This is a genomic window from Usitatibacter palustris, from assembly GCF_013003985.1.
Lineage (GTDB): Bacteria > Pseudomonadota > Gammaproteobacteria > Burkholderiales > Usitatibacteraceae > Usitatibacter > Usitatibacter palustris.
This window is the reverse complement of sequence record NZ_CP053073.1, coordinates 628,809-646,468: the sequence shown is the minus strand read 5'-3', so window position 1 is coordinate 646,468 and position 17,660 is coordinate 628,809. Positions and strand designations below refer to the sequence as shown.

Annotated in this window: 22 protein-coding genes; 10 read left to right on the top strand and 12 right to left on the bottom strand. The window is 67.1% G+C overall.

The features are described 5' to 3' along the window. The 8 genes from DSM104440_RS03505 to DSM104440_RS03470 all read right to left on the bottom strand — a co-directional run bounded on the left by DSM104440_RS03505 (nucleotide 1) and on the right by DSM104440_RS03470 (nucleotide 4,954). A complete protein-coding gene (locus tag DSM104440_RS03505) occupies nucleotides 1-816 on the bottom strand; it encodes a hypothetical protein (protein ID WP_171160624.1) in 816 nt (271 codons plus the stop codon). Continuing rightward, nucleotides 806-1,285 carry a hypothetical protein gene (locus DSM104440_RS03500; protein ID WP_171160623.1) on the bottom strand — a complete coding sequence of 160 codons (480 nt, stop codon included), beginning with the start codon at nucleotides 1,283-1,285 and terminating at the stop codon, nucleotides 806-808. Before DSM104440_RS03500 ends, DSM104440_RS03505 begins: the two co-directional genes overlap by 11 nt. Then, complete coding sequence (locus tag DSM104440_RS03495; protein ID WP_171160622.1) at nucleotides 1,282-1,836, bottom strand: hypothetical protein; 555 nt, start codon at nucleotides 1,834-1,836, stop codon at nucleotides 1,282-1,284. Before DSM104440_RS03495 ends, DSM104440_RS03500 begins: the two co-directional genes overlap by 4 nt. Continuing rightward, the gene (locus DSM104440_RS03490; RefSeq protein ID WP_171160621.1) at nucleotides 1,833-2,441 is read right to left on the bottom strand and encodes a hypothetical protein; all 609 of its coding nucleotides are present in this window, start codon (nucleotides 2,439-2,441) and stop codon (nucleotides 1,833-1,835) included. The genes DSM104440_RS03495 and DSM104440_RS03490 overlap by 4 nt, the downstream gene beginning before the upstream one ends. Nucleotides 2,442-2,516: 75 nt before the next feature. Then, nucleotides 2,517-3,119 carry a hypothetical protein gene (locus DSM104440_RS03485; protein WP_171160620.1) on the bottom strand — a complete coding sequence of 201 codons (603 nt, stop codon included), beginning with the start codon at nucleotides 3,117-3,119 and terminating at the stop codon, nucleotides 2,517-2,519. An 80-nt stretch (nucleotides 3,120-3,199) separates the two neighbouring features. Next, entirely contained in the window at nucleotides 3,200-3,802 is a 603-nt protein-coding gene (locus DSM104440_RS03480) for a hypothetical protein (RefSeq protein WP_171160619.1), read from the bottom strand. A 220-nt stretch (nucleotides 3,803-4,022) separates the two neighbouring features. Continuing rightward, nucleotides 4,023-4,487, bottom strand: coding sequence for a tRNA (cytidine(34)-2'-O)-methyltransferase (locus DSM104440_RS03475; RefSeq protein ID WP_171160618.1), 465 nt, complete (start codon nucleotides 4,485-4,487; stop codon nucleotides 4,023-4,025). A gap of 2 nt (nucleotides 4,488-4,489) precedes the next feature. Further along, on the bottom strand, nucleotides 4,490-4,954 hold the full coding sequence (locus DSM104440_RS03470) for a ComF family protein (protein ID WP_212758191.1): 465 nt from the start codon (nucleotides 4,952-4,954) through the stop codon (nucleotides 4,490-4,492). Nucleotides 4,955-5,278: 324 nt separating this feature from the next. Between DSM104440_RS03470 and bioB the strand changes: the two genes are divergently transcribed. From bioB to cynS, 10 genes are all read left to right on the top strand, one after another. Continuing rightward, entirely contained in the window at nucleotides 5,279-6,199 is a 921-nt protein-coding gene (bioB, locus tag DSM104440_RS03465; protein ID WP_246212140.1) for a biotin synthase BioB, read from the top strand. Between the two features lies 1 nt (nucleotide 6,200). Further along, a complete protein-coding gene (gene bioF, locus DSM104440_RS03460; protein WP_171160615.1) occupies nucleotides 6,201-7,331 on the top strand; it encodes an 8-amino-7-oxononanoate synthase in 1,131 nt (376 codons plus the stop codon). Continuing rightward, on the top strand, nucleotides 7,328-8,089 hold the full coding sequence (bioH, locus tag DSM104440_RS03455; protein WP_171160614.1) for a pimeloyl-ACP methyl ester esterase BioH: 762 nt from the start codon (nucleotides 7,328-7,330) through the stop codon (nucleotides 8,087-8,089). The genes bioF and bioH overlap by 4 nt, the downstream gene beginning before the upstream one ends. Further along, the gene (gene bioC / locus DSM104440_RS03450) at nucleotides 8,082-8,951 is read left to right on the top strand and encodes a malonyl-ACP O-methyltransferase BioC (protein ID WP_171160613.1); all 870 of its coding nucleotides are present in this window, start codon (nucleotides 8,082-8,084) and stop codon (nucleotides 8,949-8,951) included. The genes bioH and bioC overlap by 8 nt, the downstream gene beginning before the upstream one ends. Next, nucleotides 8,948-9,619, top strand: coding sequence for a dethiobiotin synthase (gene bioD / locus DSM104440_RS03445; RefSeq protein ID WP_171160612.1), 672 nt, complete (start codon nucleotides 8,948-8,950; stop codon nucleotides 9,617-9,619). Before bioC ends, bioD begins: the two co-directional genes overlap by 4 nt. Then, nucleotides 9,616-10,269 (top strand): HAD hydrolase-like protein, encoded by a 654-nt coding sequence (locus tag DSM104440_RS03440; RefSeq protein WP_171160611.1) that lies wholly within the window; start codon nucleotides 9,616-9,618, stop codon nucleotides 10,267-10,269. Before bioD ends, DSM104440_RS03440 begins: the two co-directional genes overlap by 4 nt. Nucleotides 10,270-10,375: 106 nt before the next feature. Beyond that, a complete protein-coding gene (locus DSM104440_RS03435; protein WP_171160610.1) occupies nucleotides 10,376-11,716 on the top strand; it encodes a CmpA/NrtA family ABC transporter substrate-binding protein in 1,341 nt (446 codons plus the stop codon). After that, nucleotides 11,716-12,549, top strand: coding sequence for a nitrate ABC transporter permease (gene ntrB, locus DSM104440_RS03430; RefSeq protein ID WP_171160609.1), 834 nt, complete (start codon nucleotides 11,716-11,718; stop codon nucleotides 12,547-12,549). Before DSM104440_RS03435 ends, ntrB begins: the two co-directional genes overlap by 1 nt. A 13-nt stretch (nucleotides 12,550-12,562) precedes the next feature. Then, a complete protein-coding gene (locus tag DSM104440_RS03425; protein ID WP_171160608.1) occupies nucleotides 12,563-13,462 on the top strand; it encodes an ABC transporter ATP-binding protein in 900 nt (299 codons plus the stop codon). Between the two features lie 81 nt (nucleotides 13,463-13,543). Continuing rightward, nucleotides 13,544-13,987, top strand: a complete 444-nt coding sequence (gene cynS, locus DSM104440_RS03420) for a cyanase (RefSeq protein ID WP_171165656.1) — start codon at nucleotides 13,544-13,546, stop codon at nucleotides 13,985-13,987. Here cynS and DSM104440_RS03415 read toward each other — a convergent pair. The 4 genes from DSM104440_RS03415 to argJ are packed head-to-tail and all read right to left on the bottom strand — an operon-like array spanning nucleotide 13,981 to nucleotide 17,645. Then, nucleotides 13,981-14,913 carry a Nudix family hydrolase gene (locus DSM104440_RS03415; RefSeq protein WP_171160607.1) on the bottom strand — a complete coding sequence of 311 codons (933 nt, stop codon included), beginning with the start codon at nucleotides 14,911-14,913 and terminating at the stop codon, nucleotides 13,981-13,983. The two genes, cynS and DSM104440_RS03415, sit on opposite strands and share 7 nt — an antisense overlap. Beyond that, nucleotides 14,910-15,770 (bottom strand): ATP-binding protein, encoded by an 861-nt coding sequence (locus tag DSM104440_RS03410; RefSeq protein WP_171160606.1) that lies wholly within the window; start codon nucleotides 15,768-15,770, stop codon nucleotides 14,910-14,912. The genes DSM104440_RS03415 and DSM104440_RS03410 overlap by 4 nt, the downstream gene beginning before the upstream one ends. Then, nucleotides 15,767-16,435 carry a class I SAM-dependent DNA methyltransferase gene (locus DSM104440_RS03405; protein WP_171160605.1) on the bottom strand — a complete coding sequence of 223 codons (669 nt, stop codon included), beginning with the start codon at nucleotides 16,433-16,435 and terminating at the stop codon, nucleotides 15,767-15,769. The genes DSM104440_RS03410 and DSM104440_RS03405 overlap by 4 nt, the downstream gene beginning before the upstream one ends. After that, a complete protein-coding gene (argJ, locus tag DSM104440_RS03400; protein ID WP_171160604.1) occupies nucleotides 16,416-17,645 on the bottom strand; it encodes a bifunctional glutamate N-acetyltransferase/amino-acid acetyltransferase ArgJ in 1,230 nt (409 codons plus the stop codon). Before argJ ends, DSM104440_RS03405 begins: the two co-directional genes overlap by 20 nt. Nucleotides 17,646-17,660: the final 15 nt, after the last annotated feature.

Genomic DNA, 17,660 nt, shown 5'->3' with positions numbered 1-17,660 from the left:
CTAGCGAACCGCCGGCGCGGGCAGCGAGGTGTCGACCGCCTGCTTGCCGCCTTCCCACTCCACGGTGCCCTTCAGCTTCACGGGAAAGGCGAGGGTGGACGGCTTGCCGTCGGTGTCGTCCTGCGGCCAGAGCGGAACAGCGCGCGTTTCGCCCGGCAGGATCGGCAGCGGCGCAATCGTGAAATCGAAACTGCGTCCGCCCGCATCGGTGCCGGCGAGCGTGCCCTCCGGGCGGCCGTGCGCAAGGCCGGTGTTGCGAAACCACGCGACCGGCGTCTGCCTGCCGTTCACGTTCTGGACTTCGAGGCGTTCGAGCTTGAGGTCGGGTGCGGCATTGCCGACGCGCACGTAGACGATGATGCCGATGCGTCCCTGGATCGGAAGCTGGATTCCGGCCGCGGGCGCCACCGACGTCACGGGATCCGCGGATTCGATCAGCAGCGCGAACCGGCACAAACCGGGTTTGGCATCGGCGGGTACCTGGACTTCGAAGCGGAAGCGGCGCTTCGCCTTGGGCGAGAGCTTCACCAGGAAGCGTTCGATCGCGACCCAGGGGCGGCAGCTTTCATGGGCGAGTGTGTCGACGCGGAAGTCCACGCCGCCATCCGGACGCAGCGACCAGTCCGCGGTACGGATGCGGTAGTCCCCCGGGATCGACGCGTCGTTGCCGATCTCGAGGACCTCGGAGAGTTTTTCGCCGGGCTTTGCCTTGAGCTCGAAGCGGGCGGGAAGCACGAACGCCGCGAATTGCGCGTACGTCGCGCCCGGTGCGAGGATCGCCGCGCAGGCGAGTGCCGCGGTGAGGCTAAGGCGCAACGTCGATCTCGAACGAGGGATCGAACCGCGTGATGCGGTCGATGTGTCGGGCATCGAGATAGATCTGCAGGTCAAGGGATTCGTGGATCGAGGGGCGCTGGATCAGCCCATCATAAACAAGCGCTCGCTGACCGGGCAAGGCGGAGCCTGGGAGGAAAGTGCCGCGCGACCTCCACTCCACGCGCATGCCGCTGACCGAGCGCAGGCCGGAGATGAAGTCCGGAATCACGAAGTAGATGCGCGCGCGCTTGCCGACATAGCGCGAGGTGTCGAGGCGAAACTCGAGGTTGGTGATGTCGGCCACCATCGCATTGAGCCGCTCGGGAGAAAGCCCTTCATCGTGATGCAGCCAGCGCGACTGCACTTCGACGCGGCTGCGCGGCGAGCCGCTGTCGTCGAGCCTGGTACCGGCTTGCGCGAAAGGCGCGGCGGCGGCGCATGCGAAGAGCACGGCGGCCAGGCGCTTCATGGCATCGAGAGGTTGTACGTGATCTGTCCCGTGTACGTCCCGCTGGGATAGACCGTCGTGTTGAGGAAGCGAAACCGCAGGCACACGCTGACTTCGCGGGAGGTCACGAAACTCGTCAGCGCCTGCGTGCCCGAGCCGCTGAACGCGGCGCTCGCGATTTCGGTCCCGGCGCTGGTCACCCAGTCGAAATCGGTGAGGGGAATCGTGTTGCCCCCTGAAGTGAGGTTGATGGAGCCATTGACCTGCAGGGTCGCGGTGCGGGGCGCGCCCACCGTCGACCTCGCCATGGCCCAGATGCGAACGTTGTTGGCCGCGCAGGCCGTCGGGAAATTCGCGCCCTGGACGGAACCCGCTGCGGCGTTGGTCGTGCCAAGCACGGCGACCCCTGTCCCCGCGGTCGCAGCCGCGGGCGCGAAGGCCACGGTGGAGATCGTTCCGCCGGTCGCACCGACCCGCAGCGCGATCTGCGCGGCGCCGTTGGCGATGACCACCGTGGTGGCTCCCGCGGGCGCCGCAACGAGCAACAGGAAGGCGATGCCGGCAATCCTCATGGCATCGTCGCCGTATAGGTCACCCGACCGCCGCGCGCCACGACCGTGCCGCCATAGGTGCCGGCGCTCGGGATGGTCTGGTTGAGATAGCTGTAGGTCCACACGGCCGTGCGATTGGTCACGAGGGCCGTATTGAGCGTTGGCAGGACGGGCGCGCCGCCGGTGTTGCTGAGCACCGGCGCGGGGAGTTGCGCGAGGCTCGTGGTCGTTGCGATCTGGTTGTAGTTGATGCGGCCGTCGCTCGCGGTGCCCGTTCCGATTCCGAGGTTGGTGCTGCTGTTCGTGGGCGTGATGGTGACCTGGCCGTTGTTGCCGACAACCTCGACGTTCACGGCCGAACCTCCGGCGTCGCCCCCGGTGGCCGCGACAGGCGTCGCTGCTCCCACCGATGCAGCCGCAACGGTAAACGTCATCAGATTGACCGTGGCGCCGGCCGTGCCGACGCGAAAGCGCAGGAACCTCGGATAGACCATCGAGAAATTCAGCCGCGCGTTGACGCTGAACGGTGCCGTCGTGTCCGTCGCCGGTTGCTCGGCGTGCGCGGGCGCGCCAGCGGTCGCTGCGGCGATTGCGAACAGCACGACGGTAAATCCGGATCGAATCATTTCGCCTTCACGAAGACAAACGGGGTGGCCTGTAGGACCACCCCGTCGTCAGGTGCCTTGGGTAATCCCAGCTTACTACGGCATCGTCGCGGTGTACGTCGCGACGCCCGTGTAGGTGCCGGCGGAGGGAACCGTGGCGTTCGAGTAGCTCCACGTCCAGGTGCCCGCACGGTTGGTGACCTTGCCGAGGCCCGCGCACGCGACGTCGCATCCGAGGACCGGGGTCGACGTGCCGCCGCCCGCGTTGCTCAGCGCCGGCGCCGTGAGGTTGGCGTTCGAAGGCGTCACCGAGATCGTGTTGAAGTTGATGAAGCCGTCCGACGCCGTGCCCGTACCGAGGCCCGTGGCGCTCGAGACGGTGGCGGTAACGGTGACCTGACCGTTGTTGGCGCGCACCGCCACGTTCGAGGCAGTGCCACCGGCGTCGCCGCCCGTGGAAGCAACCGCGCCCGTGCCGACCGTGGCGGCCGGAACCGTGAAGACGACCGTATCCGGCGTGCCCGTATCGACGCCCACGCGGAAGTACAGGAACGCGGGGATGATGATCTGGAAGTTGACGTTGTTCGCTACGGAGAAGGGCGTGGCCGTGTCCGTGCCGGAGGCGGCGAGCGCCGATCCGGAAACCGACGCACCGGCAATGGCGAGAGCTGCAGCAAGTTTCTTGAGGTTCGTGTTCATCGAGTCACTCCTGGATCTATTCGTGTGGTGCCGAGTTCGGTCGGTTCTTGAGAATTTGGTCTTGGGTATCTGCGTGGGGATCAAGGCATCGTCGCCGTGTAGGTCGCGACGCCCGTGTAGTTACCCGCGGAAGGAACCGTGGCGTTGGCGTAGCTCCACGTCCACGTGCCCGTACGGTTGGTGACCTTGCCGAGTCCCGGGCATGCGACGTCGCAGCCCAGAAGCGGGGTCGACGTGCCGCCGCCCGCGTTGGTCAGTCCCGGCGCGGTGAGGTTGGCATTCGATGCCGTCGCCGTGATCGTGTTGAAGTTGATGAAGCCATCCGAGGCCGTGCCCGTTCCCAGGCCCGTGGCGGCCGAGACCGTCGCGGTGATGGTGACCTGGCCGTTGTTGCCGCGAATCGCGACGTTGGAGGCGGTGCCACCGGCGTCGCCGCCCGTGGAAGCGACCGCGCCCGTGCCAACGGTGGCGGCCGGGACCGTGAAGACGATCGAATCGGGCGTCGCGGTGTTCACACCCACGCGGAAGTACAGGAACGCGGGGATGATGATCTGGAAGTTGACGTTGTTCGCTACGGAGAAGGGCGTGGCCGTATCCGTGCCGGACATGGCGAACGCGGATCCGGAAACCGAGGCACCGGCAATCGCGAGGGCAGCAGCAAGTTTCTTGAGGTTCGCGTTCATTTTCGTGTCACTCCTAAGGTTCTTCGTTTGGCGCCGGATTCTTATCGGTTCTGGTGGGTTTTGGCGTTTCGGCCGCTTTCGGCCGTGCTGTTTGTTACTTGATGGCGCCATTACACCCTTCACGAACGAATATTACTGTGACTCCGGTCACCAAAGCCCCTGTTTTTTCAGGCTTTTGGCCTCTATTTCGATTTCAGGGGTAACCCTCTTGTAACGCAACTCAATTTCCGCCTACAAACCCCTGTTGGCGCCAAGCCTCATAAAGGAGGACGGCGGCGGCGTTGGAGAGGTTGAGGCTGCGGTTGCCCGGGCGCATCGGCAGGCGCAGGCGCCGGCCCTCTGGAAACGACTCGAGGAAGGCGGCCGGTAGGCCAGCCGTCTCGGAACCGAGGACGAAGGCATCCCCGGGCTGGTAGGCCACCTCCGAATAGCGCACCCCTCCCCGCGTGGTCGCAGCGAACAATCTCTTTCCCGTCAAGGCCTTGGCGCATGCGTCCCAGTCCGGGTGGACGCGGACCGTGGCGAGCTCGTGGTAGTCGAGGCCCGCCCGCCGAAGCTGGCGGTCATCCATGGAAAACCCCAGCGGCTCGACCAGGTGCAGGACGGCGCCCGCGTTGGCGCAAAGGCGAATGACGTTGCCGGCGTTGGGCGGGATCTCGGGCTGGTAGAGGACGACGTCGAACATGGTCAGCCGGCACCGGGCCCGGGTGTGCGGGCCACCACCCAGGCATCGACGCGCTCCGCCCCGGCGGATTTCAGGGCAACCGCCAGGCTCGACGCCGTGGCTCCCGAGGTCAGCACATCGTCGATGATCGCGATCGACCGCCCCTGCATGCCTACGCCGCCCGCCACGCGAAAGGCCCCGCGAAGATTGCGCTCGCGCGCAGGGCGGTCCAGTCCTGACTGCGGTGCCGTGGCGCGAATGCGCGTGGCTCCGGCCGCGAACCGGATTCCCAGCGCCCGTCCGACGATGCGCGCCAATTCGTGGGCCTGGTTGAAGCCGCGTTCGCGCAGGCGGGCCGCAGCGAGTGGCATCGGCAGCAGCAAGTCGGGGCGGCGCTCCGCGCGTACGCGTTCAACGACTCGCGCTGCGAGCCACGCGCCCACGGCGAGGTCCCCCGCGAACTTGAATCGCTTCACGAGGCGGTCCACCGGAAATTGATAGGCATAGGCGGCAACGATACGGTCGCAGCCCGCGATCGGTTGTGCCTCGGCGTCCTCGGGGAAGCGGCGCTCGCACCCGTGACAGACGACCGACGGACCTGAGTCGCCGCAAAGCAGGCAGTCCTGCGCGAACAGGCGAAGCCCATCCCATCCCGCAACGTCTGATGAAAAATTAAGCACCCGTCAGGGAAGATGCTGCGATTGCGTTGACAAGAAGGCAATAAACCAGAATTATCAGGACCTTAGGAGAGACCTTTGGATACGATCGTCAAGTTTCCGGCTACGGCCCGCCCCGACCCGCGTTTCGAGGCACTGCGCGAAGAAGCGCTCGCGCTCTTCGACCTTCCCTTCAACGATCTGCTTTTCCGCGCGCATACCGTGCACCGCGAAAATTTCGATCCCAATCGCGTGCAGCGTTCGACGCTGCTGTCGATCAAGACCGGTGGCTGTCCTGAAGACTGCGGCTACTGCCCGCAGGCGGCACGCTATCACACGGGTGTCGAAGGCCAGGACCTGCTCGCGCTCGACGAAGTGATCACCGCCGCAAAGGCTGCGAAGGAACACGGCGCGACTCGCTTCTGCATGGGCGCGGCGTGGCGCGGGCCCAAGGCGCGTGATCTCGAACCCGTGCTCGCGATGGTGCGTGAAGTGAAGGCGCTCGGCCTCGAGGCCTGCTGCACGCTGGGGATGCTCAAGGACGGCCAGGCCGAGCAACTGCGCGACGCCGGCCTCGACTACTACAACCACAACCTCGATACCTCGCCCGAGTACTACGGCGAGATCGTCACGACTCGTGACTACGAAGACCGCCTCGATACGCTCGAGCGCGTGCGCGCGGCGGGCCTCAACGTCTGCTGCGGCGGAATCGTCGGCCTGGGCGAATCGCGGCGCGAGCGCGCCGGCCTGCTCGCGCAGCTCGCGAGCCTCGATCCGCAGCCCGAGTCGGTGCCGATCAATCACCTGGTGCCGGTCGAAGGCACGCCGCTCGCGAAGACCGAACCGCTTTCGTGGATGGAGTTCGTGCGCACGATCGCGGTCGCGCGCGTGTTGCTGCCGCGAAGCATGGTGCGGCTCTCCGCGGGCCGCGAATCGCTCGATGACGCGGCGCAGGCGCTGTGTTTCTTCGCCGGCGCGAATTCGATCTTCTACGGCGAGAAGCTGCTCACCACGGGCAATCCCGAAGTCGCGCGCGACGACGCGCTGCTTGCGGCGCTGGGTCTCGCGGCCGGCTGACATGGCCGCCCTCGCCGACCGGCTCGCGGGCGGGCTGGAAGCCTTCGAGCGCGGCGGCCTGCGACGCGCGCGGCACGTCGCCCAGGGCGATGCCATCGATTTCTCGAGCAACGACTACCTCGGGCTCTCGCGGCACCCGCGGCTGATCGCCGCAGCGAAGGCGGCGATCGATGCCGAAGGCGTCGGTGCGCGCGCCTCGCCGCTCGTCACCGGATACCTCGGCATCCACGCGCGCGCCGAAGAGCGCTTCGCCTCGTTCACGGGGCTGCCCCGCGCGCTGCTCTTCGCCAGCGGCTATGCGGCCAACATCGGCATCCTCACCGCGCTCGCCGACCGCTCCGCGGAGATCTTTGCCGACAAGCTCAATCACGCCTGCCTCAACGACGGCGCGCGGCTCTCCGAGGCGCGCTTCACGCGCTATCCGCACGGGGACCTCGATGCGCTCGAGGCGCGGCTCGCCGCATCGACCGCGACGCTGAAAGTGGTCGCGACCGATGCGGTCTTCAGCATGGACGGCGACGTCGCCGATGTGCCGCGCCTGCTCGCCGCCTGCGAACGGTACGACGCCTGGCTCGTACTCGACGATGCACACGGCATCGGCGTACTGGGCGCGACCGGTCGAGGCGTCCTCGAGCATCACGCGGCGCGATCGCCGCGCATCGTCTACATGGCCACGCTCGGCAAGGCGCTGGGCGGATATGGCGCGTTCGTGGCGGGCACGCCGATCGTGATCGACTGGCTCGTCCAGCGCGCGCGCACGTACATCTACTCGACGGCGTTACCTCCGTCGGTGGCGGGCGCCGCAATCGCCGCGCTCGACGTCGTCGATTCGGAGCCGCACCTGCTTGCCGCATTGCGCAGGCGCGTCGCGGAGTTTCGCGCCGCCTGCGAAGCGCTTGGCGTTCCGCTCGCACCCTCCACGACCGCGATACAGCCAGTGATCGTCGGGGATGCCGCGCGCGCGCTCGAAATCTCGCGCCGGCTGGCCGCTCGCAACATGCACGTGGTCGCGATCCGCCCGCCGACGGTACCCGAAGGAACATCGCGACTTCGCATCTCGCTTTCCGCAGTGCACACGCGCCCGCAAGTCGAGGCGCTCGCGGCCGCACTCGCCGAGGACCTGCGTTCATGAAACTGCACGTCCGCGCGAGCGGCGATGGTCCGGACCTCGTGCTCCTGCATGGCTGGGGGGCGCACGGCGGCGTGTGGTCGAGCCTGCTCGCCGATCTCACGCCGCGCTTTCGCGCGCATGTGATCGATCTTCCCGGCCATGGCTTCTCGGCATTCGTTCCGTTCACTGACCTCGACAACGCGGTCGACGAAGTGGCCGCGTTCGTTCCGAGCGGCGCCATCGTGTGCGGCTGGTCGCTCGGCGGGCTCGTGGCGCAGCGCCTCGCGCACCGCTATCCGAAGCAGGTGAAGTCGCTGGCCCTCGTCGGTTCCACGCCGTGCTTCGTCGAGCGTCCCGATTGGCCGCACGCGATGAAGGCCGAGACCCTCGCGGGCTTCGCGCTCGGCCTGCGCACTGACTTCGAGGCGACGCTCAAGACCTTCGTCGCGCTCAACGGCATGGGCGGAACGAATAGCCGCCCGGCGATTCGCGCCCTCGCCGACGAGCTGCTTGCCCGCGGCGCGCCCGATCCCTCCGCGCTCGATCGCGTGCTCGACGTGCTGCGCGAGACCGACTTGCGCGAACAGGTGCCGACGATCTCGCAGCGAACCGTGGTGGTACACGGCAAGCGCGATGCGCTCGCACCGATCGCGGCCGGGCGCTGGCTCGCCGACTGGCTGCCGCAGGCGAAGCTCATCGAGATCGAGGACGCCGCGCACCTCCCCTTCATCACGCATCGCGAGATCTTCATCGGCGCGCTCGAGGAGTTGCGTGGCTGAGGCTTCGCTCGAACGCCGCGCGATCCGCCGCTCCTTCGACCGCGCCGCACGACGTTACGACGAGAACGCGATCCTCCAGCGCGAGATCGGCGCGCGTCTGGTCGAACACCTCGCTCCCATGCGTCTCGCGCCGTCACGCGTGATCGACCTCGGGTGCGGCACGGGCGGTTCGTTCGACGCACTCTCGCAGCGCTTCCCCGGCGCGGAGCTCATCGGCATCGACCTCGCGCCCAACATGCTCCACCAGGCTGCCGGCCGGGCCTCGTGGTGGAAGCGGACGTTTTCGCGCCTGCCGCGTCTTGTCTGCGCCGATGCCGAACGGCTGCCGCTCGCCGCCGCAAGCGCCCAGCTCGTCTTCTCGAACCTCGCGCTGCAGTGGTGCGACCCGGGCAGGGTGTTCACCGAAAGCGCGCGCGTGCTGGCGCCGGAAGGACTCTTCCTCTTCTCGACGTTCGGTCCGGACACGCTGAAGGAACTCCGCTCCGCATTCGCGCAGGCCGACGACGCCCCGCATGTCCATCGCTTCATCGACATGCATGACCTGGGCGATGCGCTCGTGCATGCGGGATTCGCCGACCCGGTGATGGAAATGGAGGTCGTGACGCTCGAGTACTCGAAGGTGGAGGACGCTGCGCGCGACCTGAAGGCGATCGGGGCGCACAGCGCGCTCGTCGATCGCCCGCGCGGGCTCTCGGGCCGCGCACGGTGGCGGCGCATGGCCGAAAGCTACGAGCGCTTCCGCCGCGACACGGGACTACCGGCCACCTACGAAGTGATCTATGGCCACGCATGGAAAGTCCCACCCAAGCGGACCTCCGATGGACGCCAGGTGATCGACTTCCGGCCGCGCGATCCGAAATGAAGGGCGTGTTCGTCACCGGCACCGACACGGGCGTGGGCAAGACCCTCGCCTCCTGCGCGCTGCTCCACGCGTTGCGCGCTCGCGGCGTTGCCGCGGCGCCGATGAAACCGATTGCAGCAGGCGCAAGCGACGGACGCATCAACGACGACACGCTCGCCCTCATGGCCGCCGCCTCGCTATCCGCTACCGAAGCGAATGACGTGACGCCGGTGCTGCTGCGGGAAGCGATCGCGCCCCACATCGCGGCCGAGCGCGAAGGACGCGAGATCACGCTCGATCCGGTGATCGCCGCCTATCGACGCTGGGCGCAGCGTGGCGCCTTTCTCGTCGTCGAAGGCGTGGGCGGCTTCAAGGTGCCGCTGTCCCGGTCGCTCGATACCGTGGACCTCGCGCGCGCCTTCAACCTGCCGATCGTGATGGTCGTGGGCCTGCGACTGGGCTGCCTCAACCACGCGCTGCTCACGGCGGGCGCGATCAAGCACGAAGGCTTTCGCCTCGCCGGCTGGATCGGCAGCAGCGTGGATCCGGACATGAACGCGCGCGACGAAAACATCGACGCCCTGCGCCGTCGCCTCGGCGCGCCGTGCCTCGGTGTGCTCCCCTACTCGCCGGCTCCTGATGCGGCCGCGCTCGCCGCCGAGCTCGACGTCACGTGGCTCCTCTCATGATCGTCTTCTTCGACCTCGACGGAACCCTCACCGATCCACGCGAAGGCATCACGCGCAGCATCGCCCACGCGCTGGAACGAATGGGCGTCGCGCCGCCCCCGCTCGACGACCTCACCTTCGCCATCGGACCCCCGCTGCGCCACTCGCTCGCGCAGCTCCTTGCCGACGAACGCCGCGAAACCGTCGAGCAGGCCCTCGCCCACTATCGCGAGCGGTTCGCGGACGTCGGTCTTTTCGAGAACGTCCCCTATGAGGGCATTGCGGAGACACTTTCGGCGCTGCGCGGTGCGGGCGCGCGGCTCTTCGTCGCGACCTCGAAGCCGCTGGTCTATGCCGATCGCATCGTGCGCCATTTCGGGCTCGACTCGCATTTCGAATCGGTGCACGGCTGCGAGCTCGACGGCACGCGCGAGGACAAGCGCGACCTGCTCCCCTACATCCTGCAGACGCACGCACTGCGCAGCGAGGACGCGACGATGATCGGCGACCGAGGTGTGGACATGCGCGCGGCACGCGTGCACGGGCTTCGCGGGATCGGCGCCCTCTGGGGATACGGCAGCCGCGAGGAACTGCTCGAAGCCGGTGCGGACGATCTCGCCGACTCGCCACTCGCGTTGCGCACCAAACTGATCCGCCCGCACCACGCCTAGCACCTCCGCGGTGCGCTGATCGTTCTCCAGCGCGTGATTTCATTCAGGAAGTCGCTGGCACGCTTGCTGCTCATGGTTCTCGAACCACTCCGGGGAGGGAGCCACCATGAGCCTGTTCGACAATCCGTACGATTCCGAGTCCCGCCTGTCCTGCGCCTGCGGACGCCACGCTTCGAAGGCCGCCCATGAAGCGGACGCGGAGGTCCTTTCGAACCAGGCCCTCGAAACCGCCGTCCTGAAGGCGCTCTTCCCGCGCGACGGGGAACGCCGCAAGTTCCTGCGCGCCGTGGGCGCCAACGCGGCGATGGGCGCGATCGCGAGCCTCTTCCCACTGGGCGCGCTGCAGGCGATGGCCCAGGAGAAGGGCAAGCTCGAGAAGAAGGACGTGAAGATCGGCTTCATCCCGATCACCTGCGCCACGCCGCTCATCATGTCCCTGCCGCTGGGCTTCTACGAGAAGCAGGGGCTCAACGTATCGCTCGTGAAGACCGCCGGCTGGGCACTCATCCGCGACAAGGTGCAGAACAAGGAATACGACGCCTCGCACCTCCTGGCCCCCATGCCGCTTGCCATGTCGATGGGCGCGGGCTCGAACGCGGTGCCGATGAACGTCGCCACGATCCAGAATTCCAACGGCCAGGCGATCACGCTCGCCCTCAAGCACAAGGACAAGCGCGACCCGAAGCAGTGGAAGGGTTTCAAGTTCGCCGTGCCCTTCGAGTATTCGATGCACAACTTCCTGCTGCGCTACTACGTCGCGGAAGCCGGCCTCGATCCGGACAAGGACATCCAGATCCGCGTGGTGCCGCCCCCCGAGATGGTTGCGAACCTGCGCGCCGACAACCTCGATGGCTACCTGGGACCCGATCCGTTCAACCAGCGCGCGGTGTACGACAACATCGGCTTCATCCACATCCTCACGAAGGAGATCTGGGACGGCCACCCGTGCTGCTCGTTCGGCGTGCGCACCGAATGGGTGAAGGAGAACCCCAACACGTTCGCGGCGATGTATCGCGCGGTCCTCAACGCCGCCGCGATGGCTGCGGGGCCGGAGAATCGCGCGACGATCGCCAACGCGATCGCACCGGCGAACTACCTCAACCAGCCCGTACCGGTCCTCGAACAAGTGCTCACCGGCAAGTACGCCGATGGCCTGGGCGGCGTGAAGAACGTGCCCAACCGCATCGAGTTCGATCCGGTGCCGTGGAACGCGCTGGGCGTCTGGATCCTCACGCAGATGAAGCGCTGGGGCTACATCAAGGGCGACGTGAACTACAAGAGCATCGTGGAACAGGTCTACCTCATGACCGACGCGAAGAAGCGCATGAAGGAAGAAGGCATCGCCGCTCCCGCCGACATGCCCAAGAAGATCATCGTCATGGGCAAGGTGTTCGACGCGAGCAAGCCGGATGCGTACGTCGCGAGCTTTGCCATAAAGAAGGCGTGATGCGCGAGCGCGCGAAATCCTGGGTCCTGTCGCTGCTGCTGCTCGCGGCGATCCTCTTCGCCTGGCACCTCGCGAGCCTGCCGAAGGCAGGCCCCACGGCGGCCATGGATCCGGAGTACGCGAAGCTCATGGGATTGGACAAGCCCAAGAGCGACGGCATGCCCTCGCTCGCCACGATGGGCACGACGATCTGGAAGCACGTGTCGAACCCGTTCTACGACGCGGGCTCGAACGACAAGGGCATCGGCATCCAGCTCGGCTACTCGCTGGGACGCGTGGCATTGGGCTTCTTCCTCGCCGCGCTCGTCGCCGTGCCGCTGGGCTTCGCGATCGGGCTCTCGCCATTGGTTCACCGAGCGCTCAATCCCTTCATCCAGGTGTTGAAACCGATCTCGCCGCTCGCCTGGATGCCGCTCGCGCTCTACACGATCAAGGATTCGGCGACCTCGTCGATCTTCGTGATCTTCATCTGCTCGGTGTGGCCGATGCTCATCAACACGGCGCATGGCGTGGCAAGCGTGCGGCGCGAGTGGCTCAATGTCGCGCGCACCCTCGAGGCGGGCACCTTCCGCACCTGCTTCGAAGTGATCCTTCCGGCTGCGGCCCCGGTGATCCTCACGGGCGCCCGCATCTCGATGGGCATCGCCTGGCTCGTGATCGTCGCCGCGGAGATGCTCGTGGGCAACCTCGGCGTCGGCTACTTCGTCTGGAACGAGTGGAACAACCTCTCGCTCGCCAACGTGATCTTCGCGATCCTCGTGATCGGCGTGGTGGGCATGATCCTCGACCTCCTCTTCGGCGCGCTGCAGAAGGCCGTCACGTACGTCGAATGAGCCGGCCATTGAAATGAGTACACACACGTTCCTCAAAGTGCGCGGCCTCGCCCGGCGCTTCGCCGGCGCGGCGAAGCCGGTGTTCGGCAACGTGTCGTTCACCATCGAGCGCGGCGAGTTCGTCTGCGTCATCGGCCACTCGGGCTGCGGGAAGACGACGATCCTCAACATCCTGGCCGGCCTCGACAGCGCCACGCTCGGCGAGGTGACGATGGACGGGCGCGAGGTCGCGGGTCCGAGCCTCGATCGCGGCGTCGTTTTCCAGGGCCACGCGCTCATGCCCTGGCTCTCGGTCCGCGGGAACATCGCCTTCGGCGTGCGTTCGCGCTGGCCCGACTGGGATCGCGCGAAGATCGACGCGCATTGCCAGAAGTACATCGACCTCGTGCACCTCACCGGCAACGAAGCGAAGAAGCCCTCGCAGCTCTCGGGCGGCATGAAGCAGCGCGTGGGGATCGCGCGCGCGTTCGCGATCCAGCCCAAGATGCTGCTGCTCGACGAGCCCTTCGGCGCCCTCGACGCCCTCACCCGCGGCGCGATCCAGGACGAGCTCGTGAAGATCTGCGCCGAGACGCACCAGACGGTGTTCATGATCACGCACGACGTCGATGAAGCGATCCTGCTCGCCGACAAGATCATGCTGATGACCAACGGTCCCGAAGCCCGCATCGCCGAGGTGGTGGTGAACACGCTCCCGCGCGAGCGCTCGCGCCATGACATTCACCATCATCCGCACTACTACCGCATCCGCAACCATCTGGTCGATTTCCTCGTGCATCGCTCCAAGCTGCTGCAGGAGGGGCGTGGCGACGACGCGGCCAACGAAGACCCGCCACGGCTCGTCACGCCGGGGCTGAGCGAGGGTGCGGCCGCCGAGCCGTCGCGCGAGCCACAGCTCAAGCAGGTGAAGTGATCCATCCGCCACAGGAGAGAAGCCATGAAGAGCTCGATGAAGGAAACCGCCGCAGTCGCCGCAGTCTCGGGCATGAAGCCGATGACGCGCGAGGACGTGACCGACCTCATCTATTCGGTGAAGGTCGAGAAGGGCATCAAGTGGGCCGATGTCGCGAAGAAGGTTGGCCAGTCGAAGGAATGGGTGACCGCCGCGTGCCTCGGCCAGATGACGCTCACGAAGGAACAGGCCGAGAAGGTCGGCAAGATCTTCGGCCTGCCGCCGATGGCCGTGAAGCTCCTGCAGGTCGTCCCGTACAAGGGTTCGCTGCCGACCGCGGTTCCCACGGACCCGCTGATCTACCGCTGGTACGAAATCGTCAACGTCTACGGCACCACGATCAAGGAACTGATCCACGAGGAGTTCGGCGACGGGATCATGAGCGCCATCGACTTCAAGATGGACATCGTGCGCGAACCCGATCCGAAGGGCGATCGCGTGCTCGTGACGCTCAACGGGAAGTTCCTGCCCTACAAGACCTACTGAGCGAAGGCCGCGCCGCGCAGGGCGACGCCGTGGGCGCCGTGCCTGCGCGCCTCGACGAGGTCGGCCCGCGTGAGGCCACCGATCGCGTAGATGGGCATCGGTCGTTCGCGTGCGAGCGCTGCGAAGCGCTCCCAGCTAATGGGGGCAACCCCTGCGTGTGACGGCGTCGCCTTCACCGGCCCCACGACGGCGTAGTCCACGCCGATCTTCGCCGCCTGGTCGAGCTCGCGTTCGTCGTGCGCCGAGGCGCCCACCAGGTCACCCTCAGGACGCGCCGTCGCGGCCATCAGCGCCTTCGACGTGAGGTGAACCCCCGAAGCTTGCGGAAAGGCGCCGCAGTCGCTGTTCACGACGATGCGCGCGCCGACTGAACCCGCGCGAGCGAGCGCGCGCGAAATCATGTGCTGCAGGGGCTGCCACCCCATGCCCTTCTCGCGAACCTGCACCAGCACCGGCTCGACGAGCGCGCGTTCCGTGAGCTTCGCGATCCACGCGTCGATGCCCAGGCCCTCCGCATCCGACACGATCATCACCGCGGGCAGGGCGAGCGCGGCTAGGATCGGCGCGTTGGCCGGCAACATGGGCGAAACATTGGTGGCGCCGATGCGCTGCCAGGCGATCGCCTGGTCCTCGAGCGGGCGTGGCTCGCCCTCCCACGCGGTCACGCGCAGGAAGTGCAGGCGCACATGCGCATGCGTGTACTTGTGGATGCGCGTAATCCAGGGCGTGAGCGCAGTCGCGCGGATGCCGAGCTCTTCCTCGAGCTCGCGAACCAGCGCGGCGCGCGCGTCTTCGCCCGCTTCGATCTTGCCGCCGGGGAATTCCCAGTAGCCCGGATAGGCCTTGCCTTCGGGGCGTTGCGCGAGCAGGAAGGTGCCGTCGGGATTCTCGATGACGGCCGCGGCGACTTCCGTGTAGCCGCTCACCTTTTCTTGCGGCCGACGTAATCGCGGGCGAACTGCCACGCCACGCGGCCGCTGCGCGAACCGCGCTCGAGCGTCCAGAGGAGCGCGGCCTTGCGCGCATCGTCGCTCATCCGTCCGCCGAGCGTCTCGACCCAATGCGCCGCGATGTCGAGGTACTGGTCCTGGTCGAACGGGTAGAACGACAGCCACAGGCCGAAGCGCTCGGAGAGCGAGATTTTCTCTTCGGTGGTTTCGCCCGGATGGATCTCGCCCTCGACGTGCCTGGCTTCGAGGTTTTCCTGCATGTACTCGGGCATCAGGTGCCGGCGATTGGAGGTCGCGTAGATGAGCAGGTTGTCCGCCGTTCCCGCGATCGAGCCGTCGAGCGCCACCTTCAGGGACTTGTAGCCCGGATCGCTCGCCTCGAACGACAGGTCGTCGCAGAACACCACGAAGCGCTCCTTGCGATCGACGATGAGGTCGACGATGTCGGCGAGATCCACGAGGTCGGACTTGTCGACCTCGATGAGGCGCAGTCCCTTCTTCGCGAATTCGTTGAGTGCCGCCTTCACGAGCGAGCTCTTGCCTGTGCCGCGCGCGCCCGTGAGCAGCACGTTGTTCGCGGGCCGGCCGGCGACGAACTGCTCGGTGTTCTCGCGCAGGCGGCGCTTCTGCTCGTCGATGTCCTTCAGGTCCGCGAACGCGATGGCGTGCGGATGCTGCACCGGCGCGAGGAAGCCGCGGCCATTGCGTTTGCGCCAGCGGAATGCGGTCGCGGACTTCCACTCGGGAGCGCCCGCCGCGGGCGGCAGGATGCCTTCGAGTCGATCGACGAGCGCCTCGAGGCGGCCCGCAAGGCGATCCCAGTCCGCGCTCATTTGAGCGTGAACAGCATCAGCCAGTAGTACTTGAGCGTCTCGAGATGGGCTTCGCGCGCGAACGGCCGCACGGTCTCGGCGAGCTCCTGCGCCGTCGGGAAGTTCTTCAGGACTTCGAACGCCTCGCCGGTGGACAGGCGCCGCATCTGGTACGTGTTGCCCTCGGCGTCGCGGCGCGAAACGGGCGTGGAGCTGCCTTCCGCGTATTGGTTGTCGAGGATCGCCACGACCGCGCCCGGCTCGAGCTTCGCCGCGAGGTTCGCGACGAATTTCGCGAGATCCGCTTTCTTCACGTGCGACCACCAGAATCCGGCGTAGGCCGCGTCGCAGCCGGAGGGCACGCCCTCGAGCGTCACGGCGTTGGCCTTGAAGAAATTCGCCCTGCCCGCGGGGATCGGCTTTTCGCGCGCGATCTCGAGCACCGAATCATTGATGTCGCAGGCGTGGACCTTGCGGGCGAGGCTTGCGATCGTCGGCGTCCAGTAGCCGGTGCCGCAGGCGATCTCCAGGACCGTGCGGTCGCGGAAGATCACCGGCAGGCGCTGCTTGAGCCACGCGAGCTCGGCCTGGCGCTCGGGCTTGGCGTAGATTTTCTCGTACTCAGCGGCACGCTTCGAGTAGTAGCGCTCGAGGTGCGGCGTAGTGCTAGCTGCGGTAGTCGGCATTGATCTTCACGTAGTCGTACGAAAAATCGCAGGTCCAGACGGTGGCCGTTTCGACGCCTCGGTCGAGGCCCACGCGCACCGAGATCTCCGCGGGCTTCATCGCGGCCTTGCCCTGTTCCTCGGTGTAGCTCGCGGCGCGCCCGCCATTCTCGACGACCTGCACGTCGCCCAGGTGCAGGCTCACCTTCGAAGGATCGAGGTCCGCCACGCCGGCGTTGCCGACCGCGGCCAGGATCCGGCCGAGGTTCGGATCGGAGGCGAAGAAAGCCGTTTTCACGAGCGGCGAGTGGGCGATAGCCTTGCCGACGCGAATGCACTCCGCGCGCGTCTTGCCGTGCTCGACCGTGATGGCGATGAACTTGGTCGCACCCTCGCCGTCGCGAACGATCGCCTGGGCGAGTTGCTGCGCGACTTCGGTCACCGTCTCGGCGAGCAGCGCGAACTCGCGCGTCCCCTCGCCGATGATCTTGGGATTGCCCGCGCGGCCCGTGGCGGCAAGAACGAGCGAATCGTTGGTGGAGGTATCGCCGTCGACCGTCACCACGTTGAACGAGCGGTCCGCCACGAAGCGCGCGAGATCCTGGAGCGTGTCCCCGCCGACGGCCGCGTCGGTCGCGATGAACCCCAGCATCGTCGCCATGTTGGGCTGGATCATCCCCGCGCCCTTCGAGATGCCGGTCACGGTGATCGTGTGTCCGTCGATGACGACCTGGCGCGAAACGGCCTTGGCCACCGTGTCCGTCGTCATGATCGCCTCGGCCGCCGACGCCCAGTTCTTCGGGGACAAGTCGGCCACGGCCGCGGGAATGCCGGCAACAAGCCGCTCGACGGGCAGCGGCTCCATGATCACGCCGGTCGAAAACGGCAGGACCTGGTCGGCCTGGAGCCCGAGGGCCGCGGCCACGCCGGCGCAGCTCGCGCGGGCGCTCGCCATGCCCGGCTCGCCCGTGCCGGCGTTCGCAACACCGGTATTCACGACGAGCGCGCGGATGGCCGACTTGGTGGCGAGGTGCTCGCGGCACAGGAGGACGGGGGCGGCGCAGAAGCGGTTCTGCGTGAAGACGCCGGCCACGCGCGTGCCCTCATCGAAGGTGATGAGCAGCAAGTCCTTGCGGTTGGGTTTGCGGATACCGGCCTTGGCGATCCCCAGGCGTACGCCCGTGATGCTCAGGAGGTCTTCCGCGCGGGGCGGTTCGAGGTTCACGGCCATCCCCGAATTGTAATG

Coding starts and splice junctions, on each gene's coding strand:
- DSM104440_RS03500 (WP_171160623.1), bottom strand. CDS start 1,285: ATGAAGCGCCTGGCCGCCGTGCTCTTCGCATGCGCCGCCGCCGCGCCT.
- DSM104440_RS03495 (WP_171160622.1), bottom strand. CDS start 1,836: ATGAGGATTGCCGGCATCGCCTTCCTGTTGCTCGTTGCGGCGCCCGCG.
- DSM104440_RS03490 (WP_171160621.1), bottom strand. CDS start 2,441: ATGATTCGATCCGGATTTACCGTCGTGCTGTTCGCAATCGCCGCAGCG.
- DSM104440_RS03485 (WP_171160620.1), bottom strand. CDS start 3,119: ATGAACACGAACCTCAAGAAACTTGCTGCAGCTCTCGCCATTGCCGGT.
- DSM104440_RS03480 (WP_171160619.1), bottom strand. CDS start 3,802: ATGAACGCGAACCTCAAGAAACTTGCTGCTGCCCTCGCGATTGCCGGT.
- DSM104440_RS03475 (WP_171160618.1), bottom strand. CDS start 4,487: ATGTTCGACGTCGTCCTCTACCAGCCCGAGATCCCGCCCAACGCCGGC.
- bioF (WP_171160615.1), top strand. CDS start 6,201: ATGGCCGCCCTCGCCGACCGGCTCGCGGGCGGGCTGGAAGCCTTCGAG.
- bioH (WP_171160614.1), top strand. CDS start 7,328: ATGAAACTGCACGTCCGCGCGAGCGGCGATGGTCCGGACCTCGTGCTC.
- bioD (WP_171160612.1), top strand. CDS start 8,948: ATGAAGGGCGTGTTCGTCACCGGCACCGACACGGGCGTGGGCAAGACC.
- DSM104440_RS03440 (WP_171160611.1), top strand. CDS start 9,616: ATGATCGTCTTCTTCGACCTCGACGGAACCCTCACCGATCCACGCGAA.
- DSM104440_RS03435 (WP_171160610.1), top strand. CDS start 10,376: ATGAGCCTGTTCGACAATCCGTACGATTCCGAGTCCCGCCTGTCCTGC.
- ntrB (WP_171160609.1), top strand. CDS start 11,716: ATGCGCGAGCGCGCGAAATCCTGGGTCCTGTCGCTGCTGCTGCTCGCG.
- DSM104440_RS03425 (WP_171160608.1), top strand. CDS start 12,563: ATGAGTACACACACGTTCCTCAAAGTGCGCGGCCTCGCCCGGCGCTTC.
- cynS (WP_171165656.1), top strand. CDS start 13,544: ATGACGCGCGAGGACGTGACCGACCTCATCTATTCGGTGAAGGTCGAG.
- DSM104440_RS03410 (WP_171160606.1), bottom strand. CDS start 15,770: ATGAGCGCGGACTGGGATCGCCTTGCGGGCCGCCTCGAGGCGCTCGTC.
- DSM104440_RS03405 (WP_171160605.1), bottom strand. CDS start 16,435: ATGCCGACTACCGCAGCTAGCACTACGCCGCACCTCGAGCGCTACTAC.
- argJ (WP_171160604.1), bottom strand. CDS start 17,645: ATGGCCGTGAACCTCGAACCGCCCCGCGCGGAAGACCTCCTGAGCATC.